Source organism: Pseudarthrobacter sp. MM222, assembly GCF_947090775.1.
Lineage (GTDB): Bacteria > Actinomycetota > Actinomycetes > Actinomycetales > Micrococcaceae > Arthrobacter.
Map to the genome: position 1 here is coordinate 531,649 of NZ_OX352321.1, position 15,549 is coordinate 547,197.

The window sequence follows — 15,549 nt, forward strand, 5'->3', positions numbered from 1 at the left end:
ACCCCCCGGATCCTCCCTCAGGTTTTGCCGCCGTTCGCCGGATGCTCCCTCAGCTGGCGCCGCGCCGGGTCCGTGCCGTCGCCGTATGGCACGACGACGGTACGGCGGTCGTGGCCGCCGTCGGAATAGGAGAGGGTTCGAACCGGAACCCCGTAAAGAGCTGACAGTGCGGAGTCCGTGAGCAGGTCGGTGGCCGCGCCTGTCTGTGCGCCGCCGCGCCCCAGCAGCACCGCCTGGTCCGCGACGTAGAGGGCGTGGTCGGGATGGTGGGTGCTCAGCAACAGGGCCATGCCGTCCACCATCAGCTCCTGCAGCAGCGACAGGACGCGCACCTGGTTCTTCAGATCGAGGCCGGTGGCAGGCTCGTCCAGCACCAGCACGGGACAGCCCGCAGCGACGGCCCGGGCGATGAGGACCAGTTGCTGTTCGCCGCCGCTCAGGGTGGGGAAGCGGCGGGTGCGCAGCCCGGCGACTCCCACCCGCTCCATCGCTTCGAGGGCCGCGGCCCGGTCTGTGGGTCCCGGCGTACGGAAGATCCCCACCTGCCGGGCCCTGCCCATCAGGACCATGTCCAGGGCGCTGTAGCCGAATGCACTGCCGTGGGCCTGTGGAACGTAGCCCGCGCCGTCGGCCCGGCGCACGGTTCCTTCCGTCGGCTCCAGCAGTCCGGCGGCGCAGCGAATCAGTGTGGTCTTGCCGCTGCCGTTGGGTCCCAGCACCGCGGTGGCCGAGCCGGGCGTAACCCGGAAGCTGACGTTCCGGAACACCCACTCCTGCCGGGCGTAGCCGAATCCCACCCCGTCCAGCTCAAGCACTTTCCCAGATCCTTTCCCGGTTGCGGCGCAGGAGCAGGAAGAAAACGGGGGCGCCGATCAGGGCCGTGAGGACACCCAGCGGGATCTCTCCGGCGGTCGCGGTGCGGGCGACGGTGTCCACCAGGACGATGTAGGCTCCGCCGAGGAGGAAGGACACCGGCAGCAGGACGCGGTGGTCCGGGCCCACCCACATCCGTGCCAGGTGCGGGACCACCAGCCCCACCCAGCTGACCGCGCCGCTGACCGCAACCGCGCCGGCCACAATGAGGGCCACCGCCACCAGCACCACCCACCGCAGCGGGCGGGGCCTGACGCCCAGCGCTGCGGCGTCCTCATCGCCAAGGGAGAGCACGTTGATCCGCCAGCGCAGCGCCACCAGGACGGCGGCGCCGCCGAGCACGGGCACCAGCGCCACCGCGACTTTCGCGAACGTGGCCGTGGCGACGCTCCCGAGCAGCCAGAAGACGATGGCCGGCAGCGTGGTGTTCGGGTCCGCGATGTACGTGACGAAGGCGACCAGGGCCGAGAAGAACGAACCAGTGACCACGCCGCCGAGCACGATCATGAGCATCGGAGTTCCCCCGCGGCCGGAGGTGATCAGGAAGAGGGTGCCGAGGGCCACCAGGCCGAAGACGAAGGAACCCGCGACCAGCAGGAAGGATCCGAGGCCGAGGAGCAAGGCGAGCGCCCCGCCGAAGGACGCCCCGGCGGATACGCCGATGATCTCGGGGCTGACGAGCGGGTTGCGGAAAATGGCCTGCAGGGCGGCGCCGCCGATGGCCAGTCCGCCGCCCACGAGCAGGGCGAGCAGGACCCGGGGCATCCGCACGAGCAGCACCACGTTCTGCTCGGTCCCGCTTGCCTCGAGGGGGAAGGGTACGAGTTGTGCGGCCAGGATCTGGACAACGTGCCCAAGGGGCACGTTGTACCGGCCTAACCCCAGCGCCAGCAGCCCGACGGCTGCCAGCACCGCGGCGGCGATGACGATCGGCCCCAGGGTGGACGGTCCGGCCTCCCGCTCACGTTGTCCTGGCCGGCCCGCTCCGGGACCAGGGGGCGCCCCCCGCCGGTTCAGTCGCGCTGAACCGGCTTCATCCAGCATTGAACTGGCGGTAGTCGGCTGACTCGTTGTTGGCCGCGGTCCAGAGAATCTTGTCCAGCTCGTCCGCGGTGGGCACGTGGTTGTACAGGAACCGGAAGTAGTCCGTGGCCTTGTTCCGCACGCCGGACCGCGCCTGCGGAAAGGCAACATCCGAGAGCCAGTGCCACATGAGCGGTGACTCCTGGCCCGGCGGGTCCCAGCGGTAGCCTCCGAGCGGGACCTTGTAGACGCGGCGCGAGCGGACAGCGGAAATGTTCTGCCACACCGGGTCCGAGTAGATGTCCTGGGGCATGGCCGCGTCGAAGTTGCCCAGGAGGATGACCTCGGGGTCCCAGCGGAGGACCTGTTCCACGTCCAGGCCGACCATCCCGGTGCCGGGCAGCGGGTCCTCGCCGGTGGCGGGGTTCGTTCCGCCTACCAGCTTGATGTAGAAGTCGTTGTAGGTGTTGGCGGCAGCAGCTTTGAGTCCGCCGGTGAATCGGTTGAAGTACAGAATGCTCGGTGCCGGTGAGCCGCGGCCGGCCGCGAGAGCCTTGACCTCGGCGAGCTCCTGGTCGCTGCGTGCCTTGATTTCCGTGGCGCGCCCGGGTTTGCCCAGCATGGCCGCGAACATGGCCACCCAGGCGTCCACGTCCTCCTGCTTGCCGGTGTTCGTGAGGCCGAGGACCGTCAGCCCGGCATTCTCCAGCGGCTCGATCAGTTGCGCGTCCGACCACTGGACCACGACGTCGGGGTTCAGCGCGCGCACGCTTTCCACGTTCGGGGTGAAGTCCTGCGTGGCAATTTCGTGCGGCAGGTCCAGCGCGCGGGGAAACATGGTGCCCAGGATGCCGTCCCGCATCGCCACCCAGGACGCGTTGTGCATTCCACTCAGGTGCTCGGCACCGCCGTCGACGGCGACCAGCAGCGACGCGGCCGGCATGGGTATGGTCACCACTCGGGTGACCGGTTTGGCGAAGGTAAGGGTCTTTCCGCGCTGGTCCGTGATGCTGATGCCTTGGGTGCTTGCGGAACTGCTTCCACTGCCGGAAGGGGACGCGGCGGGCGGGGGAGCCGACGCACCGCAACCGGCGAGAAATGCGGCCGACCCGCCTGCCAGCAACGCCTGAAGAGCCGTACGTCGGTTCAGATCGTCGACTCGCATGGCCAGACCCCCTGTACGTAGGTTCTTCACAGGATCCGCCCCAAGAACAGGGCTGTCAACGGCTTCCGCCGCTGACACCCTTGTCGGCGCGGGGGCCCGATGTTACGTTCAGAGGACCTTTTCCAGATGGTGGCCACATCATGGTTGTTGACGGTGCCCAGTTGTTTGTCCGCTACGCCTACCCGCCGAATTCGAGGGGAAGTTGCGGGCCGCCGGACAGTGACGCGCTGCTGCACTACGGCCAGTCCGGGGTGACGGATCAGGGCCTCCGCGAACTGGCTAAAGGGTTCGCCGGCGCCTGGCCATATCTGGAACTCATTGCCGCCTCCAACGGCATCCCGGACCCGCTGGATTTCCGCGTGGTGGAGGCGTACTGGGTGGGGAACAGCCTGCTGGATTCGGTTGGCATCACCAACATCGGCAACTCCATGGAGGAGCGGTTCCGGGCACGCACCGGGCGGCAGTTCCCGCACCTGGCGGAGGGTGTCCTGGCCGGCGGGGTCCCGCACCACAGTTTCCACGTCTTCGAGATCTACCCCTGGCTCGGCCTGCTGCACGATGACCGGCGGCATGCCACCGCCTTGAACGTGCTGGACCGGTGCCGGATCCGGTGGGGTGAGGTGGTGGCGATCACCGGGGACGACGCCGTGGTCCGGTCCCGGCCGCTGGTGTGGGACGGAGTGGCCCTCGAAGTCGGCGCACCGGTGGTGGAGTCCGCAAAGCACGCCGTGAACGGAACCGGATTCGTGGCGGGACTGGCCGTGGGGGACGTGGTGTCGCTGCACTGGGACTGGGTCTGCGACCGGCTGTCCCCGCGCCAGCTGCAACGGCTGAAGTCCTTTACGGCCCGGCACCTCCGGATCGCGAACAACGGCGTCGAACACCGCGGCGCCGCCATCGCGCTGGAACGCTAGGAACGCCCTGGACCTACGGCGCTTGCGGCGCGGCGGTGTCCGGGTCCGGAGGCGTCTTCACGCCGGTGGAGTCGCGGGCAGACGATTCGCCGGCCGGCCGGCCGGCGGGCGTGGCGTCGGCGCCCGTCTCGTCCCGCCCGGGTTCCTGCCCTTCCTCCTTGACCACGTCCTCACCCCGCCGGGTGGTGCTCTCGCCGACGCCTTCCGGTGCCATCGCCGCGTCTTCGGGCGTCTCGTCGGACCCGGGCTGGGCGGGCTCCTTCAACGGCGGTTCGCTGCCGAAGGCGCGCGCCGTGCCGGGGGCAGTTCCCTCCACTCGGTCCCGGTCCTCGGACGGATTCGTCGGTGCCATGATGTTCTCCTCGATCTGGTTGTGGTTGTTGGCCGGCGGGGCTGGCTTCTGCCAGCGGGGCTAGCGGCCGTCGCCGTCGTTCTCCCGGGGCCGGCCCATCAGCTCCAGTCCGCCCATGGCCTGTTCCGCGCCGTCGGGATCCACGCGCTCCAGGGCGAATCCCATATGGATGAGGACCCAGCTTCCCGGCTCCAGCGGACCCTCGTCCAACAGGCCGATGTTGATCTTCCGGCGCACACCGGCCACCTCCACGAGGGCCAGCTGGTTGCCGTAACCCTCGAGCAATTCGATGACCTGGCCCGGTATTCCAAGGCACATTGTGGGCGTTCCCTCCGCTCCGAACGGGCGTTCTCTGGACAGGACCTTCTCTGGACTTCAACCGTCCCCGGTGTGGCTCAGCCCGGGACCGGACGGGGCACCGAAGCGTCGTGTTGTGCGATCAGTTCGACGACGGCCTCCACCGCCCCGGGCACGGCCGCCGCTACCGGGGCGCTGAGACCGATGCCATCCGAGACGTCCGCCGGCACGCAACCCACGACGTACGTCAGCGGCAGCTCGCCCCCCAGCGAACGAAGCCTGCCCAGGACTGCGGCCGGATCCATCCCGTGCGGATCGAGGGACGTGTTGCCGTCCAGGTCTTCCGGGCGGACCCGCAGCACCCGGATGCTGCCCGGCACAGCTGCCCCCGGGTCGTCCGGCGGCACCGTATCCACGAGCACCAGGAGGTCCACCCCGGCGAGCAGATCGTAGGCCAAGTGCATGCCGCGGATGCCATAGTCCACGGCCAGCATTCCCCGGGGGTCCGGGCCTGCGTCCGCGGCCAGCCGGCGGGCGACCTCCGGGCCGAATCCGTCGTCGCGCAGGAAGATGTTTCCCACGCCTGCCACGAGGATGCGAGCCAAGGGGTCCGCCGTCTTGCCCGTTGCGCGAACGGCCAGGTCCGGCGTCACATCCGCCGCGCTTTCAGGTACCGCTGGATGTCCGGGACGGACCGGATCCCCACGAATACGGCACCGAGCGCCACTGCCACCAGCACGCTGACCGTCGCGATTCCTACAGCTCTCATAGTGGGCTTTCCTTTCCATCCTCGAGCGGTTCAAGTTCTTCGGGCGCGTAGTAGAAGGACCGCCCGTAGCCTTCGTGGAGGTCAGCTGCGGGATCCTGGTCGAGAACCAGGCCCACGTGCGTGCTGCCGTCAACGTCGAAATGCACGTTGGTGACGCGGCCGGTCTGCCCGGCGAAGAAAAGGTCCTGGGCATCGGCGCGCCGGTTCGGGTGGACCCGGACCCGGCTTCCGCGGGCAACCGGGATGCCCCGGATGAGGACTGAGTCGGACTCGGGCCGGACGCTTGCCTCGGCCTCCGGGTCCCACCACGGCCGGTCGAGGTGGGGGTTGCGCAACGCGCCATGCAGTTGCTGAAGCTCCTCGGGGGACATGGCTTCGCAGCGGTCGATGATCGCGGCGGCACGGGGATCGGTGGCGCGGGCCTCCGACTTTTCCTCTTCGGTCAGGGTCAGTACGCGCAGGGTCAGGATCTCGTCGATTTCGGTGGAGTCAAAGAGGGCCACCGAGCTTTCCGGCGCCACGGACGGGTGGTCGTAGAGGATGATCGGCGAAACCAGCACCACGTCGGTCTGTCCTTCCGGACCGGCCAGGACGGGCCAGCACCGGTGCTGCGAGCAGGACGTCACGGCGTCCCACGCCCACTCCGGCGGGTCGAGCAGGGACTGGAAGTCTCCGTCCCGCAACGTCAGGATCGCGTGCGTTCCGATGAAGGAGCGGGCGATGGCGTCCTGCCTGTCTCCTGGTTCCGCCGCAGCCGTGCCAGACGCGATATTGGCCACGGACACCCTTAGCCGCACCAGCCCGTCGCCGGCAGGGGCTGCGTCGAGCCTGACTTCGCCGTGCAGGGCGTGGCGGTGCCGGACCAGCCGTCCGGCCGCCTGGCCTGCGGGGCCGCGGAGGTCCTCCACGTCCACACCGGCGGGAACCTCCACCGGCACTATCACCGGAAAAACAGTCCGGCCGTCCGGGCCGCCCAGTTGCGTCAGCGGGAACGGCCCCAGGGCGAAGTCCTGTTCCACGGCCTCATCCCAGCTCAACCAGCGGGTGGCACCGACCGTGAGCTCATCCACCGGGCTGAAGCCGCCGCCGTCGCCCGCTTTTTCGGCGGTTCGGGACTGCAGCTGCAGGAACCGCAGGTTTACTTCCACTCGAGCGTCCGGCCCCGGGCTCAGCAGGCAGTCCGCGTACATTTCCGCTTCTTCCCCGACGCCGTCTTCCGCGGCGCCGCGGGGCCCGAGAATGCCGAACTGCCAACGGGCCTGGTTCTTCTGAGAGGAGGCGCGGTACGGGTACAGCAGGTAGCCCTCATAGAGGACGGCGTCCGCAACGGCCTTGGCGAGGCTCAGGCTCATGTTCATGGCTGCCGCTCTCCGCCGACGCCGGTGGCTGCAGCAGCCAGCAGGGCCTCGACGGCGGCCTCCCACGAGGTCAGGCCGCGCGCCGATTTGTATTGGGAAAGGGCCGCCAGAACCTCCCGGTCCAGCCGGATCCAGCCCGTATTTGGGAAGTAAAGGTCCATCAGCCGCTGCCATGCCGCGACCGGGAGCCGGTAGGAAGCCTCCAGGTCCCAGGGCACCTGTTCCACGCCGAATCCGGTCTCACCTCTCGTGAACACCGTGCCGGAGAACAGGAGCTCCAGCGGGATCTCGCCGTCTTGCAAGGCATTCAGGTACTTCGCGGCGGCAACATCGAAGTCGAAAGTGCACGGCAGCGGCAGGTCCACGTCGGTGCCGCCGGTGAAGCCCTGCACCATGGTGCTGCATTGCATCCACAGGAAGGACTTCAGCGTGCTGGGCCAGCGTCCGCGTTCGCCAAAGAGGTCCAGGACGCCCTGTTCCTCGTCGTCGGCATAGCCGCGGCGCTGTGGCAGGATGCGTACCTGGCAGCGCAAGGCGATGGCGTGGACCGTGGCACCGGAGGCCTCGGTGATCCGCAACCGGGCGGTCAGCTGCGGCGCCGCGGCATAGGGCTCCGGCTGGATGTCGACGACGGCGAACGTCAGTTGCGTCATTGCCGGCCCCCCGGCACGGACTCGCGGTTTTCCGCTGGTATGGGCCTGCTGCGGCTGTCGACTTTCTCGAAGAACGCCCCCAGTTGGTCGCGGGCTTCCTGCCCGCCGTCGAACCCCCGCCAGAGGCGGCGCAACTGCCCCACCAGTTCGTAACAGGCGTCAACCGGGACGAGGTGGCAGTCGGCGAGGGGGCGGTCCGGGCCGGGTCCGCGGATCAGCAGTGCTTCCGTGTCGGGGGCCGCCGCGGCCAGGGCAGGGTTGGCTGCCAGCACTGCACTCCACGCGTCGAGCGGAAGCTCGGACTCCGTGGCCCCGGCCGGACCGGGGTAGAAAGCGACGGTGCGGTTGAGCTTGGAACTGCGGAAGAAGAACGCGAGTGCGACCGGGATTTCCAGCTCGTCCCACTGCCCGGGGCCCAGCTCGAAATCCGGGAACGAGAAGTACCTGTCCGGCACGGAACGGTAGCGGAGATGGGCGGTGCTGTCGGTGAACAGCAGATAGCACGGCCGGCAGGCGCACATCATGGCGTGGCTCTCCAGGTCCACCACGTGCTGATGCGCCTCCGGGATCGGTTCCCCGCACATTTCGCAACGTTCACCGGCGGGCGGCGCGGGCGGGGTCGCGGCGATCCTGCGCAACAGGGCCACGGGCAGCCCGCCGGGCCCGGTGTTGGTGTTCCGCCCCGGCGCCATCTCAGGCGTCCTGGCCGGCCGCGGCCGGCACGGCCACGGACATCACGCCGGCCCGGACCAGCAGCGGCAACGGGTCAAGGTGCAGGTTCCGGTCCTCGAGGCACGAACCTGCCTTCCGGACGTCGAAATGGCCGCGGCACGTGGGGCAGCGCAGCAGCCCGCCGCCCACGGGGGCTGCGAGCGCGCGCTGCAGGGTTGCCCCGGCGAGGGACCCCGTGCAGCGCGGGCAGTAGTCGCGGTAGGCGTAGACATCCTGGCCGGTCCGGCAGGCCAGCACCGGGTAGCCGCCTACCAGGAAGCCGGCGACGTCGCCCGGCTGCAGTTCGGCGAGCTCGGGCACGGGCTCCCACGACCCGCCGGTGTACTCCTGCCGCCCGTTTCCGGCCTGGTCCTGGCGGCTGCCGTCCGGGCCGCCCGAGTGGTTCATCCGGACCAGCAGGGCGTCCACCGGAATCAACGCCGGCGTGGCCGGAGAGGTTTGCTCCTCGACGACCTCGATGGCGGTGACCTCCGGCGCCGCGGACTCGATGGCCTCCTCGACGGCGAACTTGAGCGTAACGGACGACGACGGACAGCCCTGGCAGGTGCCGAGCAGCCGCAGCCGGACCACGCCGTCCGGGCTGATGTCCAGGAGCTCCACGTTGCCGCCGTGGGAGCCGAGGTAGGGCCGGACGCTGTCCAGGGCGGTGGCGACGCGCGTTTGCAGGTCCACGGGGTGGAGTCCGTGGATGACGAGCAGGCTGGAGACCAGCTCGTCCGCGGTGAGCGCGTCCAGGGTGCCGTCGTCGAGTTGTCCGCGGTCGTCGAGGATTTCCAGGATCCGCGCCAGCCCGGAGCCGTACAGCTCCGTCACCTGGCGCACCAGTTCCTCCGCGCGGCCGCGGGCCACTGCCCCGCCGGCTCCGAGCGCGTCGAGCAGGCTTTCGATCCGGTCACCGGCCTGCCGCGGCCGGTCCTCGCCAGGCACGGCAGTTACTCGCCCGTCAGGGTCTGCGTGGGGGAGTGCAGCTTCTCCAGGGTCTGGCCCTTGCCCAGGTACATGTGGACGCCGCAGGGCAGACAGGGATCGAAACTGCGGACGGTGCGCATGATGTCGATGCCTTTGAAGTGCTCCCGGTCATTCTCCTCAAAGATGGGCTGTCCCTGCACGGCGTCCTCGTAGGGGCCGGTGACGCCGGCCGAATCCGTGGGGCTGGCATTCCAGGGTGTTGGCGGATAAGGATGGTAGTTGGCGATTTTCCCGTCCCGGATCACCATGTGGTGGGACAGGACACCGCGTACGGCCTCCGTGAAGCCGCAGCTGATGGCCTGGTCGGGAACTTCGAAGGTCTCCCAGGTCTTGGTGCGTCCGGCGCGGATCTCCTCAAGGGCCTTTTCCGCGAAGTGCAGTGCCGCGGCCGCGGCGTAGGCCTGGAAGTAGGTGCGGGCCCGGTTGCGCTCCAGCGTGTTGCTCCACTGCGGGATGTTCCACTCGAAGGACACCGGACCTTTCAGCGCGGTCTTGGGCAGGTTGATCTGGACGCTCCTGCCGGTGGCCTTGATGTAGCCGATATCCACCAGGCCTGCCAGGGCAGTTGCCCAGAGCCGGGCCAGCGGGCCGCCGCCGGTATCCAGGGCCAGGTTGTCCTGGCCGTCGAACCACCGCGGGGACATGACCCAGCTGTACTTCTCCGAAAGGTCCCGCTTCTGCGGCTTCGGATTCGTGTGCTGGTTCCAGGGATGGCGGCGGTCCACGGGATTGCCCAGCGGATCGTGGGTCACAAACATCTCCTGGTCTTCCCAGTCCTCATAGTAGGAGGAGCCAAGCATGATCCGGATGCCCAGGTTGATCCGCACCAGGTCCGTGGTGACGAGTTTTCCGTCCACCACCACGCCGGGGGTGACGAACATCTTCCGGCCCCATTCGGTCATGTCCTTGTACTCGAAGTTGCAGAAGTCCGGGTCCTGGAGCGAGCCCCAGCATCCCAGCAGCGTGCGGCGCAGCCCCACCTGCTCGTAGCCGGGCAAGGCCTCGTAGAAGAAGTCGAACAGGTCGTCGTGCATCGGGACGACCTTTTTCATGAACTCGATATAGCGCATGAGCCGGGTGATGTAGTCCGTCATCAGCTGGATGGTGGCCACCGTTCCCACCCCGCCCGGGTAGAGCGTGGACGGGTGCACGTGGCGGCCCTCCATGAGGCAGAACATTTCGCGGGTGGCCCGGCTGACCTGAAGTGCTTCCCGGTAGAACTCGCCGGTGAACGGGTTGAGCGAGCGCATGATGTCGGCGATGGTCCGGTAGCCGTGGTCCCCCTCATGCGGGGCGCGGGTGTTTTCCGCCTTGGCCAGCACGCCGGGGTTGGTTTCGGAGACCATCTTCTCGCAGTAGTCCACGCCGACGAGGTTCTCCTGGAAAATGTTGTGGTCGAACATGTACTCGGCCGCTTCGCCCAGGTTCACAATCCATTCGCCCAGGGCCGGCGGCCGGACCCCGTAGGCCATGTTCTGCGCGTAGCAGGAGCAGGTGGCGTGGTTGTCGCCGCAGATCCCGCAAATGCGGCTGGTGATGAAGTGGGCGTCCCGCGGGTCTTTGCCCTTCATGAAAATGGAATAGCCGCGGAAGATCGAGGATGTGCTCTTGCACTCCACCACCTGGTTGTTCTCGAAGTCGATCTTGGTGTAAATGCCGAGGCTGCCGACGATCCTCGTGATCGGGTCCCACGCCATCTCCACCAGATTGTTGTTGTTCGTTCCGCTCCCGGAAGGCATTGGAATCGTGGAGGTCATCTGCTTCACCTGTCTGGAAGTGGGTGGTTACCAGGTGCGCTTGGCGCCGGTAAGGAGCTCACGTCCGGGCCGGCGCCACTTGGGCTCCTGGTCCAGCGTGTGGGTGGTGATTCCGCGCAACGCCCTGATGGCGGAGCCGTAGGGGCGGATGGTGCCGGTTGAAAGCTTGCCGCCGGGGGGTTCATCCATGAAGGGCATGAACTTGTCCGGGAAGCCCGGCATGGTGCACCCGATGCAGATGCCGCCGACGTTGGGGCAGCCTCCGATACCGTTCATCCAGCCGCGCTTGGGCACGTTGCATTTGACCACGGGTCCCCAGCAGCCGAGCTTGACGATGCACTTGGGGGAGCCGTACTCGGTGGCAAAGTCGCCCTGCTCGTAGTATCCGGCCCGGTCGCAGCCCTCGTGGACCGTTTTGCCGAACAGCCAGGTGGGCCGGAGGGCGTCGTCCAGCGGGATCATCGGGGCCTGGCCGGTGGCCTGGTACAGCAGGTAGGTCATGGTCTCGGAAAGGTTGTCCGGCTGGATGGGGCATCCGGGGACGCACACGATCGGGATTCCGGCCTTGGACTTCCAGTCATAGCCGAGGTAGTCCGGGACGCCCATGGCGCCTGTCGGGTTTCCTGCCATCGCGTGGATGCCGCCGTACGTGGCGCAGGTGCCGGCAGCGATGATGGCGGTTGCCTTCGGCGCCAGCCGGTCCAGCCATTCGCTGGTGGTGATGGGCTGACCGGTCTCAAGGTCGTTCCCGAACCCGCACCAGTAGCCGCCGGGATCGTGGAGTTTTTCATTCGGGATGGAGCCCTCGACCACCAGGACAAACGGTTCCAGTTCGCCGCGGTCGGCCTTGCGGAACCATTCCAGGAAGTCGTCGGCACCTTCCTGCGGCCCGCACTCGAAATCGATCAGGGGCCAATGCATGGCGATCCGGGGCAAGCCGGGCAAAGCGCCGAGGGCAATCTCCTCAACGCTCGGCTGGGTGGCCGCCGTCAGGGCCACGGAATCTCCGTCGCAACTGAGCCCCGCGTTGATCCACAGAACGTGGATGAGGGTTTCCTCGGCCTTGAGAGCAGTTTCGGTAGGCATCATTGCCTCTTTCAGCGGCCCTTACGGGCTCAGTGTGTCTGTCAGCGCTTCAGTCAAGGTCGTTGACCGGGAGGCGGTTCCCTCGAGCCAGTCGTACCAGCCGGCGAGTCCGTCGCCGGTGGTGGCTGAGAGGACCAGGAATTCGGTGTGCGGGTTGATTTGCCGCGTGCGGCGCTGGAACTCGCCGACGTCGAATTCCACGTACGGGAGCAGGTCCGATTTGTTGATGATCACCAGGTCGGCTGCCCGGAACATGTGCGGGTATTTCTGTGGTTTGTCATCACCTTCCGTCACGGAGACGATCACGATTTTGGCCGCCTCGCCCAGGTCAAAAAGCGCCGGGCAGACGAGGTTGCCGACATTCTCGATAAACAACGTGGACCCGGCCTCAGGGTCCAGGGAGTCCAGCCCGCGCCGGAGCATGTCCGCGTCGAGATGGCAGCCTGCTCCCGTGTTGATCTGGACGACGGGCCGGCCTACCGCCCGGATGCGGTCGGCGTCCAGGGAGGTCTCCTGGTCCCCTTCGATCACTCCGGCCCGCAGGCGCTCGCCGAAGTCCGCGAGGGTGCGCACCAGCAGGGTGGTTTTGCCGGCCCCGGGGGAGCTCATCACGTTGAGGGCCCGGATACCCCGCCCGGCCAGCCAGCCGCGGTTCCGGGCGGCCAGAAGGTCGTTCTTGGCTAGCAGATTCTGCTCCAGCGAAATCGACTCACGGTGCGGGTGCGGGTGGTCGTGGCTGTGCGGGTGGCTATGTGCGTGCCCGTCGTCCTCGGACGCGTGCGGGTGCGCGTGCCCGTCGCCGTCGCGCGGGTGCGGGTGCCCGTCGCCGTCGCGCGGGTGCGGGTGGTCGTGCCCGTCTACGTGCCCATCCGGCACGGTGCCCGCCGGTTCGAGGAGGCCGGAAACCCTAGTGTTCGTCTCGTCGCCGCACCCGCACGTAGTGCACATTCGTCAAGCCACCTCCACCGATATCAGCATGAGTTCGTTGCCGGTGAGGACTTCGATGTCTGCGCTGCCGCAGGGACACAGCAGGATGAGGTCAGCCAAGGTGAAGGTGTCGTCGCAGCTTCGGCAGTGCGCAACGCCGGGGGGCTCTTCAATCAGGAGCTGGGCACCGGCCAGCGGGGTGCCGGCCGCGGCCACGTCGAAGCAGAAGCGCATGGCATCCGGCAGAACCCCGGACAGCGGACCGACTCGAAGGTTGACCGCAGCCACTGTCCGTTCACCGGTACGGTCCAGAACGGCGTCGATAAGGCTCTGCGTGATTGACAGTTCGTGCATCGTTGCACCCCTTCCTGCTCAAGATAGGCTCGCACCGAATAAAACGCAACCGTTCGATTTGACACGGGCGTATACTTCCGCTACAGCGGGCAGTTCATCCGGCAGTCGATCTAGTTGTGGAACCCGAGGCTCAGCAATGAAGCAACCGGAGGTTACGCGTTTTGGCCGAATCCGCGCGGCGCGCCTGGCCCTCTCAGGCCGGGAGTGGGCCTCGATCGGCGGGATGGCCGTGTTTGTTATGCTCCTGCACGTGGTGGGGTGGGGGGTGCTGGGTATCGTCATGGCCCCGGAAAACATTCCCGCAGCTTCCACCGGCGCCTTCGGCATGGGCCTGGGCGTGGCTGCCTACACGCTGGGCCTGCGCCACGCCTTTGACGCCGACCACATCGCCGCCATCGACAACATCACCCGCAAACTCTGTGCCGACGGCAAGCGCAGCATGTCCGTGGGATTTTGGTTCTCTCTGGGTCATTCAAGCATCGTGTTCGGCCTGTGCGCCTTGCTCGCAGCCGGAATCCGCAGCCTCGCGGACCGGACGGCGGACGGCACGGCCGAGCTCCATTCGTTTCTGGGGCTGGTGGGCACCGCAGTCTCGGGAGTGTTCCTGGTGTGCATCGGCGTACTGAACCTGGTGGTGTTGCGCGGCATCATCAAGTCCGTCTTTCGCATGCGGGAAGGCCAACATGCCGGAGCAGGCCTGGAGGCGGCTGCGCCGGGGTTTCTGTACAGGGTGTTCGGGCGGGCGGGCCGCTTCATCACGCGTCCCTGGCAGGTGTACGGTGTGGGGTTGCTGTTCGGACTCGGGTTCGACACCGCAACCGAGGTCAGCCTCCTGATCCTGGCGGCCGGTGCAGCGGCGTCCACACTCCCTTGGTATGCGATTCTCACGCTGCCCGTCCTCTTCGCCGCAGGGATGAGTCTGCTGGACTCGCTCGATGGTTGCCTGATGAACTTTGCCTACGGCTGGGCGTTGTCCAGGCCTGTCCGGCGGGTCTACTACAACATCGTCATCACCGCGCTTTCTGTCGCCGTCGCCCTGGGCATTGGTTCCATCGAGCTGATCTCCATCCTCGTTGAACGGGCCGGCATCAGCACGGGTCCGCTGTCCGCCATCGGCGGCCTTGACCTCGACTCGGTTGGGTACACGGTCGTCGCCCTCTTCGTTTGCACGTGGCTGCTCGCCATAGGGGTGTGGCGGTTCGGTCATATTGAGGAACGATGGTCGGCGCCGGTCAAGAACACGGACGCCGGCAACGGTGTCTGAGCGGGCATGGTCGGTATCGGCGGACCCTCTAGGCTTGAGGTCATGCCGTCGTTCCAGACCAGACTGAAAATCACCGGGCTCAAACCGGGCAACCCGCCGGAAGCCGTGATGGCGGCCGCTGTGGAGGCGCTGGAGACCCGGCACCATGTCGAAGCGAACCAGCTGGAGCTGGCGGGAGGCGTTCCGCAGCTGAATCTTCGGTTCCTCGTCGACGCCACCACGTACAGCGGTGAGAACAGCCAGGCGCACGAGTCTGCGGCAATGATGCGCGACGCCGTCGAACGCGTTGCGGTGACCGGTGCCATGATGGTGCTCCGGCGCAACCGTGGCCGTTGGGCCCCCGTCTAGCGGAGGCCCGGAACCTCAGAAGTCCAGCTCCTCCTCGGGGCCGTCCACCACGGGGGAGCGCGTGCCGCGCCGGCGGGTGACAAGGACGCCTACGACCGCGCCGATCGCCAGCCCGAGGCCGACGCCGATCAGCGAGCTTGCCCAGAAGGGCAGCTTGGTGGCGGCGCCGGTGAAGTAGCCCAGGCCTACCGACCAGATGGCCCACAGCAGTCCGCCCAGCGCGGCGCAGAGACTGAAGCCGCGGGTGGAGACGTTGGCTATCCCGGCGGCAGCCGTTGTCCCGAGGCGGCCGCCGGGGATGAAGCGGATCCCGATGATCGCTCCGTAGGTGGAGGAACGGCCGGCCTGCGCCGTGGCCCGGTGCACGGCCAGGTGGAATGTGCGGCCCCATTTCCAGCGGTCCAGCACGTGGCTGAGCCGCCGCTTGAAGAGCTGGAAGACGAGGATGTCGCCAAGCCAGGACGCGAGGGCGGCGAGGAGCACCACGAGGGCGACGTTCGCCCGCCCGTCCGCGGACAGGGCGCCGCCGGTAATGACGACCATCTCGGACGGGACCGGCGGGAAGATGGCGTCGCCCATGACTATCGGGACGATCCAGAAATAGATCATGTCCCCCCAGCTGTCCGCGTTGCCCAAGTCCATGGGCACAAGGTACCGCACTTCCGGGTGCGCCTCGTCTCCTGATCGCTATGCGCGCGCGGCGGCCTG

At 67.7% G+C, this 15,549-nt stretch carries 19 protein-coding genes; 3 read left to right on the forward strand and 16 right to left on the reverse strand.

Annotated features, from left to right (window positions below; genetic code table 11):
- Positions 1-17: 17 nt before the first annotated feature.
- Genes OM977_RS02580 through OM977_RS02590 form a run of 3 tightly spaced genes read right to left on the reverse strand, consistent with a single transcriptional unit; the run spans position 18 to position 3,061 of the window.
- Entirely contained in the window at positions 18-815 is a 798-nt protein-coding gene (locus OM977_RS02580; protein WP_264356000.1) for an ABC transporter ATP-binding protein, read from the reverse strand.
- On the reverse strand, positions 808-1,917 hold the full coding sequence (locus OM977_RS02585; protein ID WP_264356001.1) for a FecCD family ABC transporter permease: 1,110 nt from the start codon (positions 1,915-1,917) through the stop codon (positions 808-810). The genes OM977_RS02580 and OM977_RS02585 overlap by 8 nt, the downstream gene beginning before the upstream one ends.
- A complete protein-coding gene (locus OM977_RS02590) occupies positions 1,907-3,061 on the reverse strand; it encodes an ABC transporter substrate-binding protein (protein ID WP_264356002.1) in 1,155 nt (384 codons plus the stop codon). Before OM977_RS02590 ends, OM977_RS02585 begins: the two co-directional genes overlap by 11 nt.
- 140 nt (positions 3,062-3,201) lie before the next feature.
- On the opposite strand from OM977_RS02590, the gene OM977_RS02595 reads away from it, so the two are divergent.
- Entirely contained in the window at positions 3,202-3,975 is a 774-nt protein-coding gene (locus OM977_RS02595) for a DUF6390 family protein (RefSeq protein ID WP_264356003.1), read from the forward strand.
- 13 nt (positions 3,976-3,988) lie between these two features.
- Here the strand turns inward: OM977_RS02595 and OM977_RS02600 are convergent, their stop codons facing one another.
- From OM977_RS02600 to OM977_RS02650, 12 genes are all read right to left on the reverse strand, one after another.
- Positions 3,989-4,327 (reverse strand): hypothetical protein, encoded by a 339-nt coding sequence (locus OM977_RS02600; protein WP_264356004.1) that lies wholly within the window; start codon positions 4,325-4,327, stop codon positions 3,989-3,991.
- A gap of 60 nt (positions 4,328-4,387) precedes the next feature.
- Entirely contained in the window at positions 4,388-4,645 is a 258-nt protein-coding gene (locus OM977_RS02605; RefSeq protein WP_264356005.1) for a HypC/HybG/HupF family hydrogenase formation chaperone, read from the reverse strand.
- 77 nt (positions 4,646-4,722) lie between these two features.
- Positions 4,723-5,277, reverse strand: coding sequence for a hydrogenase maturation protease (locus tag OM977_RS02610; protein ID WP_264356006.1), 555 nt, complete (start codon positions 5,275-5,277; stop codon positions 4,723-4,725).
- Positions 5,274-5,393 (reverse strand): DUF6893 family small protein, encoded by a 120-nt coding sequence (locus tag OM977_RS19720; RefSeq protein ID WP_442960688.1) that lies wholly within the window; start codon positions 5,391-5,393, stop codon positions 5,274-5,276. Before OM977_RS19720 ends, OM977_RS02610 begins: the two co-directional genes overlap by 4 nt.
- On the reverse strand, positions 5,390-6,751 hold the full coding sequence (locus OM977_RS02615) for a hypothetical protein (RefSeq protein WP_264356007.1): 1,362 nt from the start codon (positions 6,749-6,751) through the stop codon (positions 5,390-5,392). The genes OM977_RS19720 and OM977_RS02615 overlap by 4 nt, the downstream gene beginning before the upstream one ends.
- Positions 6,748-7,404, reverse strand: a complete 657-nt coding sequence (locus OM977_RS02620) for a DUF6084 family protein (protein ID WP_264356008.1) — start codon at positions 7,402-7,404, stop codon at positions 6,748-6,750. Before OM977_RS02620 ends, OM977_RS02615 begins: the two co-directional genes overlap by 4 nt.
- The gene (locus tag OM977_RS02625; RefSeq protein WP_264356009.1) at positions 7,401-8,096 is read right to left on the reverse strand and encodes a DUF5947 family protein; all 696 of its coding nucleotides are present in this window, start codon (positions 8,094-8,096) and stop codon (positions 7,401-7,403) included. Before OM977_RS02625 ends, OM977_RS02620 begins: the two co-directional genes overlap by 4 nt.
- 1 nt (position 8,097) lies before the next feature.
- Positions 8,098-9,063, reverse strand: a complete 966-nt coding sequence (locus tag OM977_RS02630; protein ID WP_264356010.1) for a NifU family protein — start codon at positions 9,061-9,063, stop codon at positions 8,098-8,100.
- A gap of 5 nt (positions 9,064-9,068) precedes the next feature.
- On the reverse strand, positions 9,069-10,862 hold the full coding sequence (locus tag OM977_RS02635) for a nickel-dependent hydrogenase large subunit (RefSeq protein WP_264356011.1): 1,794 nt from the start codon (positions 10,860-10,862) through the stop codon (positions 9,069-9,071).
- Positions 10,863-10,889: 27 nt separating this feature from the next.
- Complete coding sequence (locus OM977_RS02640) at positions 10,890-11,948, reverse strand: hydrogenase expression protein HypE (protein ID WP_264356012.1); 1,059 nt, start codon at positions 11,946-11,948, stop codon at positions 10,890-10,892.
- Between the two features lie 21 nt (positions 11,949-11,969).
- Entirely contained in the window at positions 11,970-12,896 is a 927-nt protein-coding gene (hypB, locus tag OM977_RS02645) for a hydrogenase nickel incorporation protein HypB (RefSeq protein ID WP_264356013.1), read from the reverse strand.
- A gap of 3 nt (positions 12,897-12,899) precedes the next feature.
- The gene (locus OM977_RS02650) at positions 12,900-13,229 is read right to left on the reverse strand and encodes a hydrogenase maturation nickel metallochaperone HypA/HybF (protein WP_264356014.1); all 330 of its coding nucleotides are present in this window, start codon (positions 13,227-13,229) and stop codon (positions 12,900-12,902) included.
- Positions 13,230-13,365: 136 nt separating this feature from the next.
- Between OM977_RS02650 and OM977_RS02655 the strand changes: the two genes are divergently transcribed.
- Positions 13,366-14,493 (forward strand): HoxN/HupN/NixA family nickel/cobalt transporter, encoded by a 1,128-nt coding sequence (locus OM977_RS02655; RefSeq protein ID WP_264356015.1) that lies wholly within the window; start codon positions 13,366-13,368, stop codon positions 14,491-14,493.
- Between the two features lie 42 nt (positions 14,494-14,535).
- Positions 14,536-14,841, forward strand: a complete 306-nt coding sequence (locus OM977_RS02660) for a hypothetical protein (protein ID WP_264356016.1) — start codon at positions 14,536-14,538, stop codon at positions 14,839-14,841.
- Positions 14,842-14,856: 15 nt separating this feature from the next.
- Here OM977_RS02660 and OM977_RS02665 read toward each other — a convergent pair whose 3' ends face one another.
- On the reverse strand, positions 14,857-15,483 hold the full coding sequence (locus OM977_RS02665; protein WP_264356017.1) for a DedA family protein: 627 nt from the start codon (positions 15,481-15,483) through the stop codon (positions 14,857-14,859).
- Positions 15,484-15,549 lie beyond the last annotated feature (66 nt).